Annotated in this window: 15 protein-coding genes; all 15 read right to left on the bottom strand. The window is 61.4% G+C overall.

Features of this window, described 5'->3' with window-relative positions; all coding sequences use genetic code 11:
• Positions 1 to 5: 5 nt before the first annotated feature.
• The gene (locus ACLB1Z_RS12185) at positions 6 to 623 is read right to left on the bottom strand and encodes a sigma-70 family RNA polymerase sigma factor (RefSeq protein WP_409560099.1); all 618 of its coding nucleotides are present in this window, start codon (positions 621 to 623) and stop codon (positions 6 to 8) included.
• A 135-nt stretch (positions 624 to 758) separates the two neighbouring features.
• Positions 759 to 3,716, bottom strand: a complete 2,958-nt coding sequence (locus ACLB1Z_RS12190) for a bifunctional [glutamine synthetase] adenylyltransferase/[glutamine synthetase]-adenylyl-L-tyrosine phosphorylase (protein WP_409560100.1) — start codon at positions 3,714 to 3,716, stop codon at positions 759 to 761.
• Between the two features lie 4 nt (positions 3,717 to 3,720).
• Positions 3,721 to 5,166 carry an ATP-binding protein gene (locus tag ACLB1Z_RS12195; RefSeq protein WP_409560101.1) on the bottom strand — a complete coding sequence of 482 codons (1,446 nt, stop codon included), beginning with the start codon at positions 5,164 to 5,166 and terminating at the stop codon, positions 3,721 to 3,723.
• Entirely contained in the window at positions 5,150 to 5,830 is a 681-nt protein-coding gene (locus tag ACLB1Z_RS12200) for a response regulator transcription factor (RefSeq protein WP_029670984.1), read from the bottom strand. Before ACLB1Z_RS12200 ends, ACLB1Z_RS12195 begins: the two co-directional genes overlap by 17 nt.
• 119 nt (positions 5,831 to 5,949) lie before the next feature.
• Positions 5,950 to 7,536 carry a Do family serine endopeptidase gene (locus ACLB1Z_RS12205; protein WP_409560102.1) on the bottom strand — a complete coding sequence of 529 codons (1,587 nt, stop codon included), beginning with the start codon at positions 7,534 to 7,536 and terminating at the stop codon, positions 5,950 to 5,952.
• Positions 7,537 to 7,665: 129 nt separating this feature from the next.
• Positions 7,666 to 8,145, bottom strand: coding sequence for a cytochrome c-type biogenesis protein (locus ACLB1Z_RS12210; protein WP_409560103.1), 480 nt, complete (start codon positions 8,143 to 8,145; stop codon positions 7,666 to 7,668).
• Positions 8,145 to 10,124 carry a heme lyase CcmF/NrfE family subunit gene (locus tag ACLB1Z_RS12215; protein WP_409560104.1) on the bottom strand — a complete coding sequence of 660 codons (1,980 nt, stop codon included), beginning with the start codon at positions 10,122 to 10,124 and terminating at the stop codon, positions 8,145 to 8,147. The genes ACLB1Z_RS12210 and ACLB1Z_RS12215 overlap by 1 nt, the downstream gene beginning before the upstream one ends.
• A 12-nt stretch (positions 10,125 to 10,136) precedes the next feature.
• Complete coding sequence (gene ccmE, locus ACLB1Z_RS12220) at positions 10,137 to 10,607, bottom strand: cytochrome c maturation protein CcmE (protein ID WP_409560105.1); 471 nt, start codon at positions 10,605 to 10,607, stop codon at positions 10,137 to 10,139.
• A gap of 29 nt (positions 10,608 to 10,636) precedes the next feature.
• On the bottom strand, positions 10,637 to 11,809 hold the full coding sequence (gene ccmI, locus ACLB1Z_RS12225; protein ID WP_409560106.1) for a c-type cytochrome biogenesis protein CcmI: 1,173 nt from the start codon (positions 11,807 to 11,809) through the stop codon (positions 10,637 to 10,639).
• A 137-nt stretch (positions 11,810 to 11,946) separates the two neighbouring features.
• Positions 11,947 to 12,438, bottom strand: coding sequence for an RT0821/Lpp0805 family surface protein (locus ACLB1Z_RS12230; RefSeq protein ID WP_013947989.1), 492 nt, complete (start codon positions 12,436 to 12,438; stop codon positions 11,947 to 11,949).
• A gap of 160 nt (positions 12,439 to 12,598) precedes the next feature.
• Positions 12,599 to 13,978: a sensor histidine kinase gene (locus ACLB1Z_RS12235; RefSeq protein ID WP_409560107.1), complete on the bottom strand. Its 1,380-nt coding sequence runs from the start codon at positions 13,976 to 13,978 to the stop codon at positions 12,599 to 12,601.
• Positions 13,968 to 14,639, bottom strand: coding sequence for a response regulator transcription factor (locus tag ACLB1Z_RS12240; RefSeq protein WP_013947991.1), 672 nt, complete (start codon positions 14,637 to 14,639; stop codon positions 13,968 to 13,970). Before ACLB1Z_RS12240 ends, ACLB1Z_RS12235 begins: the two co-directional genes overlap by 11 nt.
• Positions 14,640 to 14,720: 81 nt before the next feature.
• Positions 14,721 to 15,011, bottom strand: coding sequence for a hypothetical protein (locus ACLB1Z_RS12245; RefSeq protein WP_409560108.1), 291 nt, complete (start codon positions 15,009 to 15,011; stop codon positions 14,721 to 14,723).
• Between the two features lie 90 nt (positions 15,012 to 15,101).
• Entirely contained in the window at positions 15,102 to 16,409 is a 1,308-nt protein-coding gene (locus ACLB1Z_RS12250) for a TIGR02594 family protein (protein WP_409560109.1), read from the bottom strand.
• Between the two features lie 153 nt (positions 16,410 to 16,562).
• Positions 16,563 to 20,513 (bottom strand): glycoside hydrolase/phage tail family protein, encoded by a 3,951-nt coding sequence (locus tag ACLB1Z_RS12255; RefSeq protein ID WP_409560110.1) that lies wholly within the window; start codon positions 20,511 to 20,513, stop codon positions 16,563 to 16,565.

Raw genomic sequence — 20,513 nt, forward strand, 5'->3', positions numbered from 1 at the left:
GCACTTCAGAGTTCGCTATCATTTCGCAGCGACTCCCATTCCGATTTCAATTCCGTCTTCAGTTGCCGTCTCGCCCGACTGAGCAGAGATTCGATAGCTTCGTCCGACACTCCCATGACCTGACCGATCTCGATCTGGCTCAGCCCCTCGAAATGAAAGAGCGTGAGCGCAAGGCGCTGCCGGTCCGGCAGTTTCTGCATCGCCGCTTCAACCCGGCGCTGCGTATCCTGACTTTCGAGGCCGGCGAGCTGTTTTGCGGGCTCGGGAACCTCGGGTAATTCTTCAACCACCGACACGCGCCCCTGACCGCGCACGCGGTCGAGGCACAAATTCGAGACCACGCGACGCAGCCACGGCCTAATGCCGGCCGGGCCAATTTCCAGCGTTCCGCTCGAACGCCACAGTCGCAAGAAAGCTTCCTGCGCCAAGTCTTCCGCCTCCGCATCGTCCCGCAGCATTCGGCGCGCCACGGAAACGATGCTTCCGAGATGGCGGGCCATCAGCAGGCGAAAGGCGTCGCCGTCGCCGCGACCCACCGCGGCAACGAGCATCGCCTCATCGGCTCGGCTTTCGGCCGCCGGTCGCGGTGCGGCCGGAGTGCCATCCGTCCTCGTTGCCGCCACTAATCCCCTCGACATCCTATTCGCCTGCCTTGCGCTCCAACGCCTCGGATGCTGCCGCCCGAAAGACGGCTTTCCGTGTCGGTTATCGCAAGAACGTCTCAGCCTGCCACAATCCGTCGCCGGGCCGCAAAAACCCTAGACGATCAGCCGATTGAAGGCCTCCGCTACGTCTGCAAGCGTTTGTTTCAACTTTATTTCCAAGTCTTCAAAAGAGGTTGTATCTCCTGATCGGGCCAGGAGCAATTTCAGGCCTTTCGGCGCCGATGCGGGGTCGAAAGGCCCCTCGATGGTCAATCGGAGCACCTGCGTCAGATCGTGCAGCAATTGACCGGCATGTGCCAGCAGCAGGTAGTCATCGTTATGGATAACACCCTCGGATGCGGCCGCAGCCAGGGCTGCGAGCGTCGTCTGATTGAGGACTGCCGGATGCTTGGCGGCATGCACCAGTTGTAAATACTGAACGATGAACTCCAGATCGACGAGCCCGCCGCGAACCTGCTTCAGATCCCAGATATCCCAGGTCGCTTTCTCGGCTTCGACGCGGCGGCGCATGTCAAGGACGTCCGCGGCGATCTTGGCGCGGTCGCGTTTGGCCGTCAGGACCTTGCGAATCTCGGCTTCGACACGTCCGGACAACTCGCGTGAGCCGGCGATGATGCGGGCCCGCGTCATGGCCATATGCTCCCACGTCCAGGCTTCGCTGGCCTGATAGTTTGTGAAGCTCGACAGCCGCGTCGCGACAGGCCCTTTCTGACCCGAGGGCCGAAGGCGCATATCGACCTCGTAAAGCGCCCCTTCCGCCGTTCGCGCCGAGATGGCGGTGATGAGGCGCTGCGTCAGGCGCGTGTAGTAATGCGGCGGCGCGAGCGGCTTTGTCCCGTCCGATTGTTCGGCCGCCGGATCAAAATCGTAGATCAAGATGAGATCGACGTCGGACGCCGCCGTCATTTCGCGGCCACCGAGCTTGCCCATGGCGATGACAGCAGCAGCCCCGCCCGGCACACGGCCGTGGTCCTGCTCCATCTCGCGCGTGACCTCGCCCAGCAGGGCCGCGATCAGGCGCTCCGCGATCGTTGCGTAAGCGACGCCTGCTTCGGTCGCCGATATGCTGCCGGCAAGAATTCTGACGCCGACCAGAAAGGCCTGCTCGCTGCCGATCCGCCGAGCCGTATCGAGGATTTCTTGCATCGGATCGCCGTCGCTTGTCGCGCGGGCAGCGGCGAAGGCGTTCATCACGACCTCGTCGATGGCAGCGCCATTGAAATCGCCGCCCAACACCTGCGGATCGAGCACGGCATCCAATAGGCGTCGGCGATGCGACAGGATGTGAGCCAAGCGCGGCGCGGAGCCCATGATGTCGGCGAACAGCCGGATCAACCCTGGCTGAGCCTTCAGCAACGAGAAAAGCTGCACGCCAGAGGGAAGTTCTGCGAGAAAACGGTCGAAGCTCGCAATCGCCCCGTCGGGATCGACCGTATCGGCAAGCGCTTCGATCAGCAGCGGCTGGACTTCCGTCAGGCGTTCGCGTGCACGTGGCGACCTGACGACCGGCGCGCGGCCGTGGTGCCAGCCTCGCACGATGGCCAGAACCTGTGTTGGCTGCGAATATCCAAGGCGCTTCAACTCTTCCAGCGTGCGCGGATCGTCCTTGGCTCCGGCGAAGACGAGATTGGCACCAGCAGGCGATGACGGCTGCGGCGGTTCTTCGAACAGACCGTCGTAGTGCTTCTCGACGGTTTCCAGCACTGGCAGCAAAGCAGCGGAAAGCTCCGCCACATCGGCATATCCCGCGAAATGCGCAAAAGACTCAAGCGCTGCAGGCTCTCCCGGAACTTCGTGGCTTTGCTCATCGGCGACCATCTGCACGCGGTGCTCCAGACGGCGGAGATAGCGATAGGCATCATCAAGATCGGCGCGAACGTCAGCCTTCACCCAGCCGCGCCGTTCAAGCGCTGCCAGTGCGTCCAGCGTGCTGCTGACGCGCAAATCGGGCTGGCGGCCCCCTGCGATCAATTGCTGTGTTTGCGCAAAAAATTCGATTTCGCGAATGCCGCCGCGGCCGAGCTTCAAGTTCTGTCCGGCGACCGAGATCGGTCCGATCGCCTTATGCGCGTGGATCTGGCGCTTCATGGCGTGGATATCGGCGATCGCCGCGAAATCGAGATACTTGCGCCAGACGAAGGGCGACAGCTCGGAGAGGAATTCGGCACCGGCTTCGAGGTCTCCGGCAATCGGCCGGGCCTTGATCATCGCGGCGCGCTCCCAATTCTGGCCGACGGTCTCGTAGTAGCCATGGGCCGCAACGGTCGAGAGTGCGATTTGCGTCGCCCCGGCGTCGGGCCGAAGGCGCAGGTCCGTGCGGAAGACATATCCATCCGGTGTGCGCTCATCGAGCAGCAGCACGAGATCGCGCGTCAACCGGACGAAGAACGATTGCACGTCGCCGTCGCCCACGAGCCGCGCCTTGTCGCGATCGAAGAAGACCGTCAGATCGACGTCGCTTGAGTAGTTGAGTTCGAAGGCACCGAGCTTGCCCATGGCCAGCACGAAGTAGCCGGAGTCGCGTTCGGGACTTTCCGCTTCGAGCGGCTGCCACTGCCCGCGCGCCGACGCCAAGCGAAACAGAAAGCGGACAGCTGTCCCGACAGCGGTGTCGGCGCAGTCCGACAGCGTCCGGGTGACCGTCATCACCGGCCAGACGCCTGCAAGATCGGCCAGTGCCGTCAGCAGCGCGACCTCTGACTTGTAGATGCGAAGCGCGCGTTTGGCGGAGCCTAGGTCCGAGGCCGCCTGCATTGCCGCGACGAGTTCGTCGGTAAGGCTTTGAAAGCGCGCGGCCGGAGGCTCGGACAAAATACGTGCGAGGCGCGCCAGATCGCGGTTCGCGAGCGTCGTCAGATACGGCGAACCTTCGAAGACGCCCGTCAGCAGATTTTCGACATCGGAATTGAGAAGAAGTTCCGCGAGTAGCGGGCAGGCTGCCACGGCTTCCGCCTTCAGGGATTGGAAGCGTTCGGCGCCGCGACCGTCAGCGGGGCTCTTCGGCGATTCGGATATACGTTCGGCGAAGCTTGGGGGAAGAGACTGATCCATCCCCTCATTGTGCCGCAAGCCCGGGTGCCGCGTCACCCTCCTGATCGGGCACTGCAACGAGGCACCTTTGCGACAGGAGAAGCACGACCTTCAGGCCCGGTTGGTTATCCTCAAGCCGGATTTCGCCATGGTGGAGGCGAGCAACCGCTGCAACGAGGCTAAGCCCTAAGCCGGTACCCGGTTTGGTGCGGCTCGCTTCCAGCCGCACGAAGCGTCTCAGCACGCGCTCGCGGTCGATTTCGTCGATGCCGGGGCCATGATCGCCGACCGAGATCACGGGCCGGCCATCAAGGCGATAGGCGCGCACGGTGATGGCGCTTCCAGGCTCGCCACCACGGGAATACTTGATGGCGTTGTCGATGAGATTGGCGATGGCCTGGCCGATCAGTTGCCGGTTACCGCGGACGAACACATTCTGCTCGACGTCGATCGTCAGATTGAAGCCTGCCTCTTCGGCGGCGGGAGCGTAAAGTTCACTGACGTCGGCAACGAAATGTCCCAGATCGAACGTTTCGGTGCTGTCTTCGAGCGGACCGGCTTCCAGCCGTGCGATCAACAACAGCGCGTTGAAGGTCTTGATGAGGTCATCAGCCTTTTCGATCGTGCGTTCAAGGCCCTCGCGATAGGCCTCTTCGCCACGCGGATCGCGAAGAGCGGCTTCGGCGGCGTTGCGCATGCGATTAAGCGGCGTTTTGAGATCGTGGGCGATGTTGTCTGAGACTTCGCGCAGACCATTCATCAGGCCCTCGATGCGTTCCAGCATCTCGTTGAGATTGTTTGCAAGCGCGTCGAGTTCGCCTCCCCGGCCCGTCGTCGGAATGCGCCGCGAGAGATCGCCTTCCATGATCTGGCGGCTTGCGGCCGTGATCTGATCCATGCGGTTGACGATGAGGCGACTGACAGCCAGTCCGCCCAGAAGTCCGATGATCGAAAGGGCGCCGAAGCCGAGCAGAAAGACAAAGCGGATCGAATTCGCGAATGCGCGCTGATCTTCGACATCGCGGCCGATGAGGAGGTGGAGATTAGGGCCGAGATCGACAGGAATGGCCACGGCGAGATGCGACGGCCCTTCGTCGTCCGTCGGCTGGTAATTGAATACACCGCCAGGACTATCGGCTTCCAGCTCCGGCGGAATGCGATTGAGATTGCCTGCGATCTTCGCCCCAGTGCTGTCAGCGAGATAATAGAGCCCCGTCCCTTGCGGCCGCGACAACGCCGTGACGGTCTCGACCAGTTTCATCTGGCCGCCAACCTTCAACTCGGAAGACAAGATGCGGGACTCGGCCGACAGGGTCGCTAGGACTTGATCGGTAAAGAGCTTGTTCGTCTGCCAGAACAGGAAGCCGACAACGATTGCCGCAGCGAACAAAAAGAACGCTACGGCCAACGCGCTCAATCCGAAGGTTGTCGTCGATGCCGCTTTTGCGACGCGATCAAACCGGGCCGTCACGAATGGTGTATCCTGCGCCCCTGACCGTGTGCAGCAGCGGCTTGTCGAAGTTCTTGTCGATCTTCGCCCGAAGCCGCGAAACATGGACATCGATCACGTTGGTTTGCGGATCGAAGTGATAGTCCCAGACGTGCTCCAGGAGCATGGTGCGGGTCACGACCTGCCCGGCGTGCTGCATTAGATACTCAAGCAGACGGTACTCACGCGGCTGCAGCAGGATGTGTTCGCCGCCGCGCGTTACGCGATGGGAAAGCCGGTCGAGCACGAGGTCACCGACGGAATAGCGGGTTTGCTGCTCTTCCGGCGCCGTCCGACGCCCGAGAATCTCGACGCGAGCCAGAAGCTCGGAATAAGCGTAGGGCTTTGTCAGATAGTCGTCACCGCCCGCACGCAGGCCCTTCACCCGGTCATCGACCTCGCCAAGCGCCGACAGAATAAGCACAGGGGTTCGATTGCCCTCCGTTCGAAGGGACTTGATCAGCGAAAGGCCATCGAGCAGCGGCAACATCCGGTCGACGATCAATACGTCATAGGCGCCGTCGGTCGCCATCGATAGGCCCGCTTCGCCATCATGAGCCAGATCAGCCGTATGACCGTTCTCTTTCAGGGATTTCTGCAGGAAAAGCGCGGTTTCTTTATCGTCTTCTATTACCAGCACGCGCATGGTTTGTGTCCGACCTTCGTCTTCTCTCCGCTCACTGTTTAACCGGATGTCCCCCAAACGTCGAGGCAGCCCCGCCGTTTGGTTGACGGAGCTGCTCGAGTTCGTCATAGCGCGCTACCTCAACCTTTTTTGGTCAACTGAACAGCGACAAAGCGCTTTTGGTCGGCCGATTTGACGTGCAGGAGAACCGCGGTGCGCTTCAGGTCCTGCGCCTTCTTGATGCCGGAGATGACGTCGTCGGGAGAGGACACAGCCTGGCCAGAGACCTCAAGAATGACATCGCCCGGCTTCAGGCCTTTCTCCGCCGCATCCGACGTCGGATCGACTTCAGCAATGGCAACGCCCTGCGTATCCTTGCCTTGAGCGTCCTTGCCGGTACGTGCCGGCATCAACGTGATGCCGAGCTGGCTCAGGTCGACCGACTTAGCGTCGTCGTCGTTGCTGTTGCCGTTGTTGTCGTCATTGTTGTCGCCATTCATCGCCGCTTCGGCGTTCTTCGGGAACAGGCCGAGCTTCACCTTGATCGTCTCTTCGGCATTGTTGCGCCACACCTTAACGTCGACGTTCGAGTTCGGCGCCAGTTCGGCGATCTTGCGAGCAAGGTCGCGGCTGTCGGCGATCTTCTCGCCGTTAACCTGCAGGATCGCATCCTGAGTTTTGATGCCGGATTTCGAAGCCGGGCCGTTCGGCGTCACTTCGCTGACGAACGCGCCGTGCGCCTCGGAAAGTCCGATGCTGGCGGCAGTGTCTTCGTCGACGTTCTGGATCTTGACGCCGAGCCAGCCGCGGCTCACCGAGCCGTCGGCCTTTAACTGCTTGACGACTTCGGCGACCGTGTTCGCAGGAACAGCGAAGGCGATGCCGACGTTGCCGCCCGACGGAGAGAAGATCGCTGTGTTAACACCGATAACGTCGCCATCGAGGTTGACGGTCGGGCCGCCCGAGTTACCGCGGTTCACAGCGGCGTCGATCTGCAGGTAATCATAGGGGCCGGAGCCGATATCGCGTGCGAGCGCCGACACGATACCTGCGGTGACCGTGCCGCCCAGACCGAACGGATTGCCGACAGCCAACGCCCAATCGCCGACGCGCGGCGGTTTGGTGGAAAGCTTTATCGTCGGGAAGGTCTTCTTGCTTTCGATCTTGATGAGCGCGATGTCGGTGCGCGGGTCGGTGCCGATCAGCTTCGCATCATACTTCGTCTCGTCGTTGTCGAAGCTCACCTGGATCTTGGTGGCGCCGTCGATGACGTGATTGTTCGTGACGACGTAACCATCCGGCGTGATGACGAAGCCGGAGCCCTGGCCCTGGACGATCTTCGGGCGAGCTTCCTGGCCGAATTCCTTCGGCAGGTTCTTGAAGAAGTCGTGCAGCGGATGATCGGGCGGCAGATCGGGAAGCGAAAAATTCTTCTTGTCCTTATCGCCCTTCTCGTTCGAAGCAAGCTTCGAGGCGCCGCCGTCGTTGATGACGGAAACGGAAACGACCGCCGGCTTCACCTTGTCGACGATGTCGGCAAAGGAGAGCGGCGCGCGGCCGAATGGCGTTTGAATTGTCTGGGCGCCGGACTCGGCGCGCACAGGGTGAGACGGCACCGCCAGTCCAAATCCCACCGCTGTAACAGCCAGCATCGCGACCGATGCCGGGGCAAACTTTGAAGTCAATTTTGAAGAAAACGTCGTCGACAAGCGGTGCGGAAATCGCATCCCAGGGTCTCCAGCTGAAAGGCAGGCTTCGCGAGCCTTACTATGACGCCTAGCGGAACCGGGGTTACGGCAGCATGTCAGGGACGTTAACTGTTGGTAATCTAACGCCTCGCCGGGGCGCAAAACGGCTTACGGATCCTTGGCCGCAAGGATCTCATTAAGCTTGGCTTTTTCCTGTTCCGTCAACGGCGTGCCGGTGGTCGGAGCGGCCGGCCGGGTGGCGCGGATCATCAACACGATGCCGGCAAGGAGGACGAAGATCGGCGTTAGCCATAGAAGCAGGGTCGATAGCTCGAACCGGGGTTTCAGCAGGACGAATTCGCCGTAACGCGCGACGATATAGTCGAGCACTTGCTGATCGCTGTCATGCGCCATGATCCGCTCGCGCACGAGGCGGCGTAGGTCTCCTGCCAACGGCGCGTCGCTGTCGTCGATGGACTGGTTCTGACAGACGAGACAGCGCAGTTCGGCCGAGATGTTGCGCGCGCGCTTTTCCAGCGCCGGATCAGAGAGCATTTCGCCCGGCTGAACGGCGAACGCCGCGGGAGCTGCCGCAAGTGCCGCCCAAATTGCCAGCGCCAGAATTGCCAAGGGCCGCCGCACACTCATCACTCCGCCGGAACCGCAACGATGGGGCGCGGACGCGACGGAGCGCCGACACGCAGTCGCCGGTCGGACAGCGAGATGCCGCCGCCCAGGAACATGAACAGCGCGCCGAGCCAGATGAACCGGACGAGCGGGTTGAAGTAGGCGCGCACGGCGTAACCGCCGCCCGGCTGGCCATCACCGATGACGACGTAAAGGTCGCCACGCCACGCCGCATGAATGCCGGCTTCCGTCGTTGGCTGCGGCGGCGCATCGTAGAGGCGCTTCGCCGGCTGGAGCGTCGCGATGGTCTCGCCGTTACGCTTGACGTTAAAGTCGGCGATGTCCTCGGTGTAGTTCGGGCCGCGGCCGCGTTCGACCTTGGTGAATGTCACCTCATATCCATCAACCATGACCTTGTCGCCCGGCTTCATCGCCAGGATGTGCTCTTCGCGGTAGGCGCTGGTCGCGACGATGCCGACCATCAGCATGCCGATGCCGAAGTGCGCGAACAGCGTGCCGTAGGCCGAGCGCGGCAGGTTTGATGCGCGACGCATGACTTCATCGCGCCCAGCGGAACCGAGCTTCACGCGGTTTGCCCATTCGACGATGGCGCCGACCATCACGTAGACACCCAGCGCAATGCCGAACGGCGCGAGCCAAGGCCCGCGATGCTCGACGGCAAAGACGGCGACAATCGTGACGAGCGCCGCGAGGAAGGCAAAGGCCAAGCGCTGCATGGCGCCGAGCAGATCGCCGCGCTTCCAGGCGAGCATCGGTCCGAACGGCAGCGCGATCAGCAGCGGGATCATCAGCGGGCCGAACGTCATGTTGAAGAACGGCGGCCCAACCGAGATCTTCTCGCCCGTCAGGCCTTCGAGCGCCATCGGATACAGCGTACCGACGAGCACCGTCGCCGTCGCCGTGACGAGCAGCAGATTGTTCAGAACGAGCGAGCCTTCGCGGCTGATCGGCTGGAAAAGACCGCCAGCCTGCATATCCTTTGCACGCAAGGCGAAGAGCGCAAGGCCGCCGCCGGTGAAGAACACCAGAATGGCGAGGATGAAGACGCCGCGCGCCGGATCAACGGCGAACGAATGCACGGACGTCAGCACGCCGGAACGGACGATGAAGGTGCCCATAAGCGACAGCGAGAACGTCAGGATCGCAAGCAGCACCGTCCAGATCTTGAGCGCTTCGCGCTTTTCCATCACGAGCGCGGAATGGAGCAGCGCCGTTCCGGCGAGCCACGGCATGAAGGAAGCGTTTTCGACAGGGTCCCAGAACCACCAGCCGCCCCAGCCGAGTTCATAATAGGCCCACCAGGACCCCATTGAGATGCCGATCGTCAGGAACATCCAGGCGGCGAGCGTCCACGGACGCACCCAGCGCGCCCAGGCAGCGTCGATGCGGCCCTCAATCAGAGCGGCGATTGCAAATGAGAATGCGATCGAGAAGCCGACGTAACCCGTGTAGAGGAACGGCGGGTGGAACGCGAGCGCCGGGTCTTGCAGGATCGGGTTCAGGCCGTTGCCGTCCGACGGCGCCGGATCGAGACGAACGAACGGGTTCGACGTCAGCAGCGAGAAGAGCAGGAACGCGACGGCGATCGACGCCTGTACGGAGAGAACGCGGGCCTTCAACGTCGGCGGCAGATTGTTGCCGAACAGCGCGACGGCCGCGCCGAACAGCGCCAGGATCAGCACCCAGAGCAGCATCGAACCTTCGTGATTGCCCCAGACGCCCGCCATTTTGTAGATCAGCGGCTTCGTCGAATGCGAATTCTCGGCAACGTTCAGCACGGAAAAGTCGGACGTCACGTAAGCGTGCATCAGAGCGAAGAACGCGACCGCGATCAGCAAGAGCTGCGATATGGCGGCGGGTTCGGCAACGCGCATCATGCGCTCGTCTTTGATTGCCGCGCCGAAGGCCGGAATGACGACCTGCACAACGGCAACCAGCAGTGCGAGAATGAGAGCGAAATGTCCGAGTTCGACGATCACGGCATTATCCTTCTAAGGCATCTCTGCCTTCATCTGATCGGGGTGAGCGCTGGCGCCGAGTTTCACGCCTTTTGCTTCTAGCGCCTTCGCGACATCGCGTGGCATGTAATTTTCATCATGCTTGGCCAGCACCGTGTCGGCCTTGAAGCCGCCGTGGCCGTCGAGGACGCCTTCAGTCACGACACCCTGTCCTTCCCGGAACAGGTCCGGCAGGACGCCCGTGAATGTCACCGGGATATCCTTCAGTGTATCTGTGACCTTGAATTTGATCGTCGTGCCCTGGCCGCGAATGACGGAGCCCTTCTCGACGAGGCCACCAAGGCGAATGCGCTGTCCGGGCGGAACGTGCTTTTCGACGATATCGCTCGGCGTATGAAAAAAGACGATGCTGTCTTTCAGAGCGAAGAGCACGAGGATCAGCGCAATCGCGAGTGTCGCGACGCCGCCTCCGATCAATAGTCCGCGCTTTTGCTTGCGTGTCATGAGAACCCTGAGCGGATCTTACGTTGCCATCAACTTCCGAGGCCTAGCTGACGGGCCAGATCTTCGACCTGGGCCAGTCCTCCTTGATTGCCCTTTAGAGAAACGCGGGCATCGTTTAGCGCTTTCACGGCGTCGTCATGACGCCCGAGAACCTGATACGCGCGGATGAGCTTGACCCATCCGTTTGCGTCGCTGCCATCCGTCTTAAGTCGTGCCGCGAGATTATCGACCATTTGCGTGATGAAGGCCTGGCGGTCCTCGGGCTTCATATTCATAACGGCGCCGGCTTCGGGACCGGACGGCATGCCGGACGCCGCCGCGGGCGCTTTCACGGCGCTCTTATCGTTTGCGAAAGCGGCAGCGCTCTGCGGATCGAGCTTCGCCAGACGCTCCACCAGAACCGGACGCCACGGAGCATCGGCAGGTGCTTTCGAGATCAGATCTTTATAGTCAGCCGCGGCTTCGGTCAGATGACCGTCCTGCTCCTTCGCAAGCGCCAGCCAGATCTTCGGTTCTATGGCGTTCGGATTGAGCACGAGAATGCGCTGCAGCGCTTTGCGCGCATCGTCGGGCACGATGCCATTTTCCATCCGGATCCGAGCGTTCGCAAACCCTTGCAAGCGCTTCGGGTCTTCGCCGATCAATCGGATGGCTTTCTGATAGGCATCAGCGGCGTCAGAATAACGGCCCATCGCATAGTAAACGGGGGCAATGACATCCCAGCCCCTGCCGTCTTCGGGATGCTCGCGAAGACGCTGCTCCACCTTGGCGATCAGATCGTTCGGGGTACTGGTCGCATTGGCTTCGGTCAACCGTTCGCTGAGCGGTTGAGCCGGCATGCCCGGTTTGCCATAGTCGAGATAAAGCGCGAGGCTGACGACCGGCAAGGCGATGCACGTCAGAATCGAGACGGGAACGATAAATCGATTGCGCATAGCCGCCTCAGCGGCCGTCGTGGATTTGGGATTGTCCTGCGTCACGCGCAGCAAGCGGCGTGCGATCTCGGCGCGGGCGCTTTCAGCTTCGGCGGCGCCCAGGGTGCCGCGCGCCTCGTCGGCCGTGATTTCTTTCAGCTGATCCTTGTAGACCGCAACATCGGCGTCAGCGGTAGCACCGGCCGGCTCGGCGGGGCGCATCAGCGGCCTTACGATGGCCAGCGTGACGCCCGCCACGAGTACAGCCACTAAAATCCAAAAAACCATCGCCGCGCGATCCTCGAGCTTTTGTGGAGGGAATAGGATCGCGCGCCGGTCCAGGCAAGCAGTCAAAGCTCGCGGCAGCCCATCTGTCGCGGACCGGTTAAATTATGGAAATGTTTCCCGTGTTTTGCTGCAGTGCGTCAGCCCACAGACTGCCACTGACCGTCAGCACTCCGGCAGGCGGTTCCCCGCATCTGCTTCGGCTTGCCGTCGATGTAGACCGTATGGGTGTAATCGCGGCAGTCGGCAACACCACGTTTGTAGGGGCGGCTCGGCACGATTTCGCCATAGTTACCGGTGTCGGGATCACGCCATTCGCGCGATACGCCCGATTGGCCACGCTCAAGCGCGTCGTATTCGGCTTCCTGGGCATAGCGCCTATCGCGTTCATCCAGGCTTTTGCCGATCTGGCTGCCGACAATGCCACCAACGACGGCGCCGGCGATCGTAGTTGCGACTTTACCGTCGCCCTTGCCTACGGAATTGCCGAGAAGGCCGCCGGTGATGCTGCCTATGACGAGACCGGTATTTGTATTATCGACCCCGCCGTTGCCGTTGCTGCAGCCCCCCAGCATGGCGATCGTCGCCAGCAGCGGCAGCGAAAAGCGCGCGATGCGCATGGTAAACCCCATTATCGGTTCATCCCCTCGCGCCGCTTTTCCCCATCGGCGCATAGTCCCTGGACTTGGCTAGACCGATATTGTGCCTTCGACAAGGCGGAAATCCACCACAATTCGGGCAAATCCCCACCGCAGTTCGATGCTGCGCCGCCACATGCGCGCCAATTGAACTTTAGGCGGCAGGAAGATCGAGAACAGCTTTCAAACCGCCGTGCTCGGATGCGTCGAGGCGCAGTTTTCCGCGATATGATGAGGCCAGATCGCTGACGATGGACAATCCAAGGCCCGAGCCGGGCTTCGTCTCATCGAGACGTAAACCGCGTTTGCCGATTTTCGCGCGCTGTTCTGCAGATAATCCCGGTCCATCGTCTTCGACCGTGATTCGAAGTTTCCGGCGCATCGTGGTGTCTTGGCTATTGACGGTCGCGGCAAGGTAGACGCGCGTCTTTCCCCACTTGCACGCATTATCCAGCAGATTGCCCAGCATCTCTTCCAGGTCTTGCTTCTCGCCCTGGAATTTGGCGCCTGGCTGAACTGCAAAGTCGATCGATATGCCTTTGTCCTGGTGAATCCGTTCGAGGGCGCGGATCAACGGACCGGCGGTTGTGTCGACCGGCGTGACGCGGCCGATAGTGTTCGTCCGCGCAGCGATGCGCGCGCGGTCGAGATAATGGCTGATCTGATCGCGCATCAAGCGCGCCTGCTCGGCGACCTTGCTGCCAAACTGGCTGTCGTCTTCATGCGCTTCGTTGGTGATGACCGCGAGCGGAGTCTTGAGCGCGTGTGCCAGATTGCCGACCTGGGTGCGCGCGCGATCGATGATGTCCTGGTTGGATTCGATCAGCGCGTTGAGCTCGACTTGCAGCGGTTCGATCTCGGCAGGAAGGTTGCCTTCGAGACGCTCGGCTTGACCCGAGCGAATACTTGCCAGACTTTTCTCGACACGGCGCAGCGGCAATAAGCCGAAGCGGACCTGAAAAACCGTCGCGGCCAATAGGCCCAATCCGACAAGCGCCAGCGCGCTCGTCAGACGCGTTCGAAACTTGGCGACGGTCGCCTCGAACCAGTCCATCGGACCCGCAACGATGATCGAATACTTCGTCTTATCGGGATCGTGACCGGGAGAGTCGATGAATTCTAGAATGCGGATCGTCGTGCCGGTCGGGCCGGGTACGTTCATCCAGCGCGTGCCGGTATCGTCGGTGGGGAATTTGCGATCATAGGGAGACGGCAGCACGGCAGTCGCAAGCGAGGGCGATACGAGCGTTCGCCCCGGCGCGCCGTCGATTGGCCGGATCTGCCAATACCAGCCGGATTGCGTGACTTCGAAAAGCGGCTCGTAGAGGTTCGGCGGAATGACGGGCTGGTCGCCCATCGTGCTCATGCTATCGATGGTGATCTGCGTCAGAAGCTTTTTCAGCTGAGCGTCAAAGCTCAGCTGCACATCTTCGCGGTAAAGCGCGTAAATGATGTAGCCGGCCAGCGGCAGCGCCAGAAGTGTCCACGCTGCCGAGGTCGCAAAGAGGCGCAGCGCAAGTGAATTAAGCCTCATCCGGTCCTTGGCTCATGCGGTATCCAAGACCGCGGACCGTCTGGATAACATCGCCTGGAATCTTCTTCCGCAAACGGCCGATAAATACTTCGATCGTGTTCGAATCGCGATCAAAATCCTGATCGTAGAGATGCTCCACCAGCTCGGTGCGCGAGACGACGCGGCCGTTATGGTGCATCAGATAAGCCAATAAGCGGAATTCGTGCGACGTCAACTTGACCGGATTGCCTTCGCAGGTCACGCGCGCCGACTTGGTGTCGAGCCGGATCGGACCGCACTCGATCTCGGATTTGGCATGACCGGAAGCACGGCGCACCTGAGCGCGGACGCGGGCCAGAAGCTCTTCCATGTGGAAGGGTTTTGCCAGATAATCGTCGGCGCCGGCGTCCATGCCGGCCACCTTGTCGCTCCAGCGGTCTCGTGCGGTCAGGATGATGACCGGCATCTTGCGGTCGCTGCGGCGCCACTGCTCCAGCACGGAAATGCCGTCGATCTTCGGCAGGCCGATATCGAGAATGACAATATCGTAAGGTTCGGTATCGCCGAGGAAATAGCCCTCTTCGCCGTCAGCGGCTGTGTCTACGGCGAAGCCGGCGTCCGATAGCGCTGAGGAAAGCTGACGGTTCAGATCTTTGTCGTCCTCGACCACAAGTGCACGCACGGGCGTATCCCTCCCCTCCTACGGAATGCCGCGGATTACAGAACGCGCTGGCCGCGCCTTCCATCCGCAACAACGAACCGGCTAGCGGCTCTTGGCATTCATAACGGCCGTCTTCAACTGTCCCGTCGGACTTCTGATGACAAGGCGATAAAAATATCCGTCGTCCGAGCGGCACAGCGTCGTCTTGACGAGTACGCCCACTCCGTCGGCCGCCAGCGACCGGGAAACCTCCTCTACCGTTATCAGATTTTGCCGGCGTACGATTTGTCCGGCCATACCCCAGTCGGTCATGCAGTCGAGAGCGCAGGCGGTACTCCACGGCAGCAAGACTGCCGCAGCCCCGAACGCCGCCGCTTTTCCCAAACCGACCATACGTCTCTTCCGGAAAAATCAGACCAGTTAAGATTAGCCTGTTGAATGGCCGATGAATACTGGAGTTCGTCCTCCCCTCCCAATTTGCAATTAACTTTTGCGGATGCTGAGGACCGAAGAGGCCGTAAACCGGCCATAAATAGCGAGCGCAGTGCCGACGAGACCGGTAACGGCCTGGGCCGCCGTTATGGCTTGGTCGCCGAAAGTCTGAATGACATCGGCCGGCAGCGAGACCCCGATGGCGGGGGCCAGAAGCGGCAGCACAGTCGCCGCTGCCGTGATCACAGTTCCCCAGAGGGTCTTTGATTGCGCCCACCATTTGGCGCTGTCGTCGGTCGTGACCGTGGTCGATGTGTCGCTCATTGTCGTCTCTCCTTTTGCGTTTTGTGCGGGCTCCATCAGTCCGCGGATGATGCCGTCAGTGGCTGCCCACGATTTGCCGAGGGTCAACGTTGCATCGACGCGTTTCAGCCAACCTCGGCCGAACCGCCAGAAGTGCGGCAGAGCGCGATAGCGAGCGCGGCGGATGTCGGCATAGACTTCGATGAGATCGACGACGTTGCGCGCGCCGATGGCGCCGAGCGTCTCGGGACCGATCTCACCGTCGACCGTTACGCCGACAGACTGCTGCAGCATGCGGATCGCGGTGCCGACGCCGTGATTGACCGCAGCGTCGAAATGCATGAGCGCCAGCGGCGGGGTGAACGCGCTGCAATCGGCGGGGTCGAAATAGCGACGGCGATAAATGGTGGCGACGGTTGCGTCGGGAATGGATTTCAGTTCTGCGATCAACCGGTCGCGCGACGTGGCATCGAGCGTCTGACCTTTGAAACCTGCATAGACTTCGAGCGTGATGCCCTTGTTCGTCGGGCCGCCGGGATCGTAGGCGTCGTCGGAAAATCCTCCTTCCATTTCGAGGACGTGAGCGAGCGCCTTGGCGAAGATGCTGCCGTCTGCCGTTGGAATTTCGCTTTCGTCTTGCGGCCAACGCAAACCGAGCAGTCGCGATTTATCGAAACTCGCGACCGTCACGGCATCGCTTTGATTGCCGCCGAGGAGATAGAGCTTCCCCGCCGCCTCGCCGATGACGAAGCCGATGTGCCCGGCAGTCGGGTCATCGCCGCGCGAGAAAACAGCGATGGCACCGAGCCGCGCATCGTCGAGCGGCACGCCCCAGTCGAGATAGGAACGCGCGAGCAGTGAGCCCGTGTTGGAAACGCCAGCGCGCTCCAGCATGGCACCGGCGAACGCCGCGCACCATGGCGTCGTTTCCGTTTTGACGTCATCGTCACCAGCGTCGCGGAAATAGCGCAGGATCTCCGGCGCGTTCGCATCGCCGGGAATTTCACGCACGCCAAGTTCGGCCCACGCAGCCGCAAGCCACGCCGGTTGGTCCATTATCGTTCCTCGAAATTTCCTCGACGACGCTTACAGAATCTCCGTCATGCCGACGGAGGTCGGCACCCAGACAAGCCTCTGCAGAGCAATCGTGGATGGTTGTCTGGATCCCGGCCTGCGCCGGGATGATGATCTGATGATTTACGGCTCTGCCTAAACGGCCGCAGAGCGCGCCGCACCGCGACCGAAGAGGACGTTGGTCTGATAGATTTTGACGACAACGCTTGATTGAACGCTGCCGAAGTCGGTGATCTGATCGGATGCGGTGTAGATGATGTTTGGCGTCGAAGCCGTCAGTGTGCGTTTCACTGTGATGCCGTCGAGAATATCGATCTCGTAGGTTTCGCTCTCCTCGCCGAGCGGCACTTCGGGCAGTTCCCAGTTGTCGCCACCCGTCCGTGAGCGCCGGATCCACGACAAACGAATGTCGCCTGAAACGCGCGTGCCTTTGACATGCACGGGCGACAAGGGCCGCAATCCCAACCCTTGATACATAAATGGTACGGTGACGTAGGACGCGTCACCGATGTTGCGATTGCCTGGACCGTAACGCCAATTGAGCGTCAGCTTGCGCTCGCTTTCCTGCAGCGGAACGCGCGCCACCGCACCGTCGAGCAGTACGAACTGCGCTCCGCTCGCGAGCGCTTCCGTCATCGCGCTTTCGGTGCCGAACTGCCCTCGCAGCAAACCGCTCAAGCGATAGGTTTGCGCATCGACCAACTCCGCGATCTGGAATTGAATGATCTCCCAATCGCCGTCGGCGTTACGAAGTACCCCAAGGTTAGCGCCTGCGAGCATCGCGATGAGATCGACGGACGATAGCGCGCCGTTCGTCAGACGGACACGAAACGATGCGCTGCGATCGATGCGGCCCTCGGGCCCCGGTGGAACATCGTCGAGCGTCAAGCCGAGCGTTGCCGCCGCCGTCGCCACTGCTTTCAACTGGTAACCCGTTTCCTGTGGCGACGCGAACAAAGCCACGCTCTCGGGCCACGGCTTCTGCATCGTCGCTGCGTATCCCGACGAGGCATCGAAGCTCGCGTTCCACTGCGGCAAGTCCATCAGCGCGACTGCGGGCGGGCCGATCTGCACAAGCGGCGGCGGCGTTGCCGTGCGCGCCGGAACGTCGATCTGATCGTAAATGCTCGGATCGATGCTCAACGCCTGAATATAGCGGATGCCGTGCTCAGAGACATCGGTCAATCGTAACAAACGGATTCGACCGCCGATGTCGGCTGAAACAATATCGCCCGGTTCCAGTGCGAGCGTAGACGGTGGCAGTTTGAACGTTGCGGATTCGCGCGTCGCCCAGGTTTCGTAGAGCCAGCTTTCGGCAATTGACGTCGCGAGCCCATCGTCAAGAACGATCGGCAAATCGGCTTCCGCCACGCGACCGCTCGCGCCTGTCAATCGCCGCGCTTCGGCGACGGCTTGCGGATAATCGTCGACGTCGGTGATGTAGCGGACCTTGGCTGAGGCCGGGAGGTCCGTTTCCTGCGCGCGCGTCAATTCGTAGAGTGCGTCTCCAACGTTTTCTTCGACGAGGTCGTCGGGGTCTAGCGACATGGCGGGTTCGGCGCGGCCGCGGTGACGGAATACGATGCCGCCGCTGCTCTCCACGCTGTCGAAGAAATATGCAAGTTCCAGCGGCTGGATCGCATCGCGCGCAGCCATCGTCCGATCGATAACGTAGCCGGGCACCGTGCCTGTCAAACCGGAAGCGTCGAACTCGGTGAAACCCTGTTCGGTGAGGATCGCGGATACGACTTCATTCAGCGCGGCGCCACCGAGGCGGCCGTTGACCCAGTGGCCGTGCTCCCAATTCGCGCCGTCGCCCCAATAGGTGGTGGCATCGGGAAAAGCGGGAAACGGCCGCGCGTCCCAGCAGTAGACGTGGATATGGTCGAGATCGACCATCCGCGCGCCCGTCACCGAAGAGACGGGATTGAGACCAGCAACGTACCCGGGTTTCGTCCAGTCGAAGGCATCGCGCAAGACCTGGCGATGGCGTGCCTGCATCAGGTCATCGCGAAAGCCGCGCGAATAATAGGGATACGCCGACTCCGAACTTTTCGGATCGACGAAGACGTTCGGCTGGTTCGCACCCTTATCGACGGCCGGGCAACCAATCTCCATGAACCAGAACGGTTTCGATTGCGGCGCCCATGCCGTGGCCGTCGCGCTTTCGACGCCGCCGGGCCGATTGAAGTGCTGGTTATTCCACCACGAGAGAATGTCCTTGAAGCGGAACACCCACGGCTTGCTGTCGCCGTCGGTGATCGGCGTGCGAACCTGCGCATCGCGATCGGCATCGGAGGCGTAATACCAATCGAACCCCTCGCCGCCATGCACATTGCCACGCAGATACGTCGGATCATAGATCGATCTCGCGCCGGCAATCGCATCGAGATGGTCGCGGCCGTCGCGCCAATCCGCGAGCGGCCAATAGATATCGATGCCGATGGCGTCGATGTTGGGCGACGACCAGAGCGGATCGAGATGAAAATAAACATCACCCGAACCGTCGCCTGGCTGATGACCGAAGTATTCCGTCCAATCGGCAGCGTAGAGAACTTTTGTCCTCGAGCCGAGAATGGACTTCACATCCGCGGCAAGCGCGACGAGTGCCGTCACGAAAGGATACGTTCCGGCGGCCGAACGCACCCACGTCAAGCCGCGCAATTCCGTACCGATAACAAACGCTTCGACGCCGCCTGCTGCTTTGGCAAGATATGCCTGATGCAAAACCATGCGCCGATACGACCATTCGGCGGGGCCGGAATAATGCACCGTTGTGCCCGACACAGAGAAATCCGACACGGCTGCCGTGCCGACGAATGACGCAATCTGAGTTGCGGCGGCGGCTGTCTTGTCGGGCGAACCTGATTGTCCCGGCGCGGGATGGCACGTGATGCGTCCGCGCCAAGGATAGACGGGTTGGCTCGCTCCGCCGTAGGGATTGGGCAACGCGTTTTCCGCAGGCACATCCATCAGAACAAAAGGCGTCAGCGTAACATTGAGACCGCGCGCTTTCATATCCGCGATTGCGGCGATGACGGTCTCATCGGATGGCGTACCGCCATAAGCGGCATTGCCATCACGCGTTGAAATCAAATACGCCGTGTCGCGCATCACTCCCGCGACAGACCAGTTCAGGGGCGCGGTCGATTTATGGCGCGTCTCGACGCCGGGCTTGATCCGGCATTCGCCTGCGCGCAGATCGGTGCCGAACCAGCTGACGACAAACGAAACGGATTTCGCATTCGGAAGCTGAGTTTCGAGTTGATCGAGCGCCACCTGCCAATCGGTTGCACCCAAAAGCTGATGCACGTTTTCCGGCTGCGAAACGCCATCGTCGAATATCTGGCGCACCGGTTCGGTCGCATAGACGAATTCACCGGAGCCTGGAATGAGAACAACGCCGCGCACGTCGTTATCGGCATCGGACACGCTGCGATAGACTTCGAACGACAGTTGAGGCACGCGATTGCCGTAGTCGACAAGCGGGAAATGCTCGAACACGACGTAGGCTACGCCGCGATATGCGGGTGCGTTGTCTGCGCCTTCGCGCGCCGCGATGAGGCTATCGACTGCTTGCGTTTCGGTGCCGGTGTGCAACCGGTATGTGGTGCGCACGAGATCGAGTTCCTGCTCGTCAACCCAGATACGGCCGATACGCGTGACCACGCCCTCCCCCAATGCTACCGCAAAGTTGGCGTAATAGTTGTATTGTGCGACGCGGGTTTTGTTGCCGCTTGAGCCGCCCTTGCCGACACCGGCTGCTTCCGTCGTCGTTACGATTTCTTCTTCGAGATCCGTCGCCCAGATAATCTGGCCGCCGACGCGCGCGCCCCCATAGAGCCGCGGCAACGGCGCGCCTTCGGTCGATGCGGTGACGCGGAGATCGGTCAGGCGCGGACCATCGACTGCGCGCGTTTGGCCCGATGGCGCAAAGAGAACGCTATCGACATAGGAGCCCGCAAACGCGCCGACCTGCGATCCGATTGCTGCGCCGGATAGCGTTACGCCGAGCGCGCTGACGCCAGCCGGAAGCACGCTGCTGCCGACTGCGGCGCCGACAGCAGCGAGAGCGAGCGTTGCCAT

It is taken from the genome of Hyphomicrobium sp. MC8b (assembly GCF_905067615.1).
Classification (GTDB): domain Bacteria; phylum Pseudomonadota; class Alphaproteobacteria; order Rhizobiales; family Hyphomicrobiaceae; genus Hyphomicrobium_B.

Excerpts from the sequence above, each read along its gene's own strand:
- ACLB1Z_RS12190 (WP_409560100.1), bottom strand. The coding sequence starts at position 3,716 with ATGGATCAGTCTCTTCCCCCAAGCTTCGCCGAACGTATATCCGAATCG.
- ACLB1Z_RS12200 (WP_029670984.1), bottom strand. The coding sequence starts at position 5,830 with ATGCGCGTGCTGGTAATAGAAGACGATAAAGAAACCGCGCTTTTCCTG.
- ACLB1Z_RS12205 (WP_409560102.1), bottom strand. The coding sequence starts at position 7,536 with ATGCGATTTCCGCACCGCTTGTCGACGACGTTTTCTTCAAAATTGACT.
- ACLB1Z_RS12210 (WP_409560103.1), bottom strand. The coding sequence starts at position 8,145 with ATGAGTGTGCGGCGGCCCTTGGCAATTCTGGCGCTGGCAATTTGGGCG.
- ccmE (WP_409560105.1), bottom strand. The coding sequence starts at position 10,607 with ATGACACGCAAGCAAAAGCGCGGACTATTGATCGGAGGCGGCGTCGCG.
- ccmI (WP_409560106.1), bottom strand. The coding sequence starts at position 11,809 with ATGGTTTTTTGGATTTTAGTGGCTGTACTCGTGGCGGGCGTCACGCTG.
- ACLB1Z_RS12230 (WP_013947989.1), bottom strand. The coding sequence starts at position 12,438 with ATGGGGTTTACCATGCGCATCGCGCGCTTTTCGCTGCCGCTGCTGGCG.
- ACLB1Z_RS12235 (WP_409560107.1), bottom strand. The coding sequence starts at position 13,978 with ATGAGGCTTAATTCACTTGCGCTGCGCCTCTTTGCGACCTCGGCAGCG.
- ACLB1Z_RS12245 (WP_409560108.1), bottom strand. The coding sequence starts at position 15,011 with ATGGTCGGTTTGGGAAAAGCGGCGGCGTTCGGGGCTGCGGCAGTCTTG.
- ACLB1Z_RS12250 (WP_409560109.1), bottom strand. The coding sequence starts at position 16,409 with ATGGACCAACCGGCGTGGCTTGCGGCTGCGTGGGCCGAACTTGGCGTG.
- ACLB1Z_RS12255 (WP_409560110.1), bottom strand. The coding sequence starts at position 20,513 with ATGGCAACGCTCGCTCTCGCTGCTGTCGGCGCCGCAGTCGGCAGCAGC.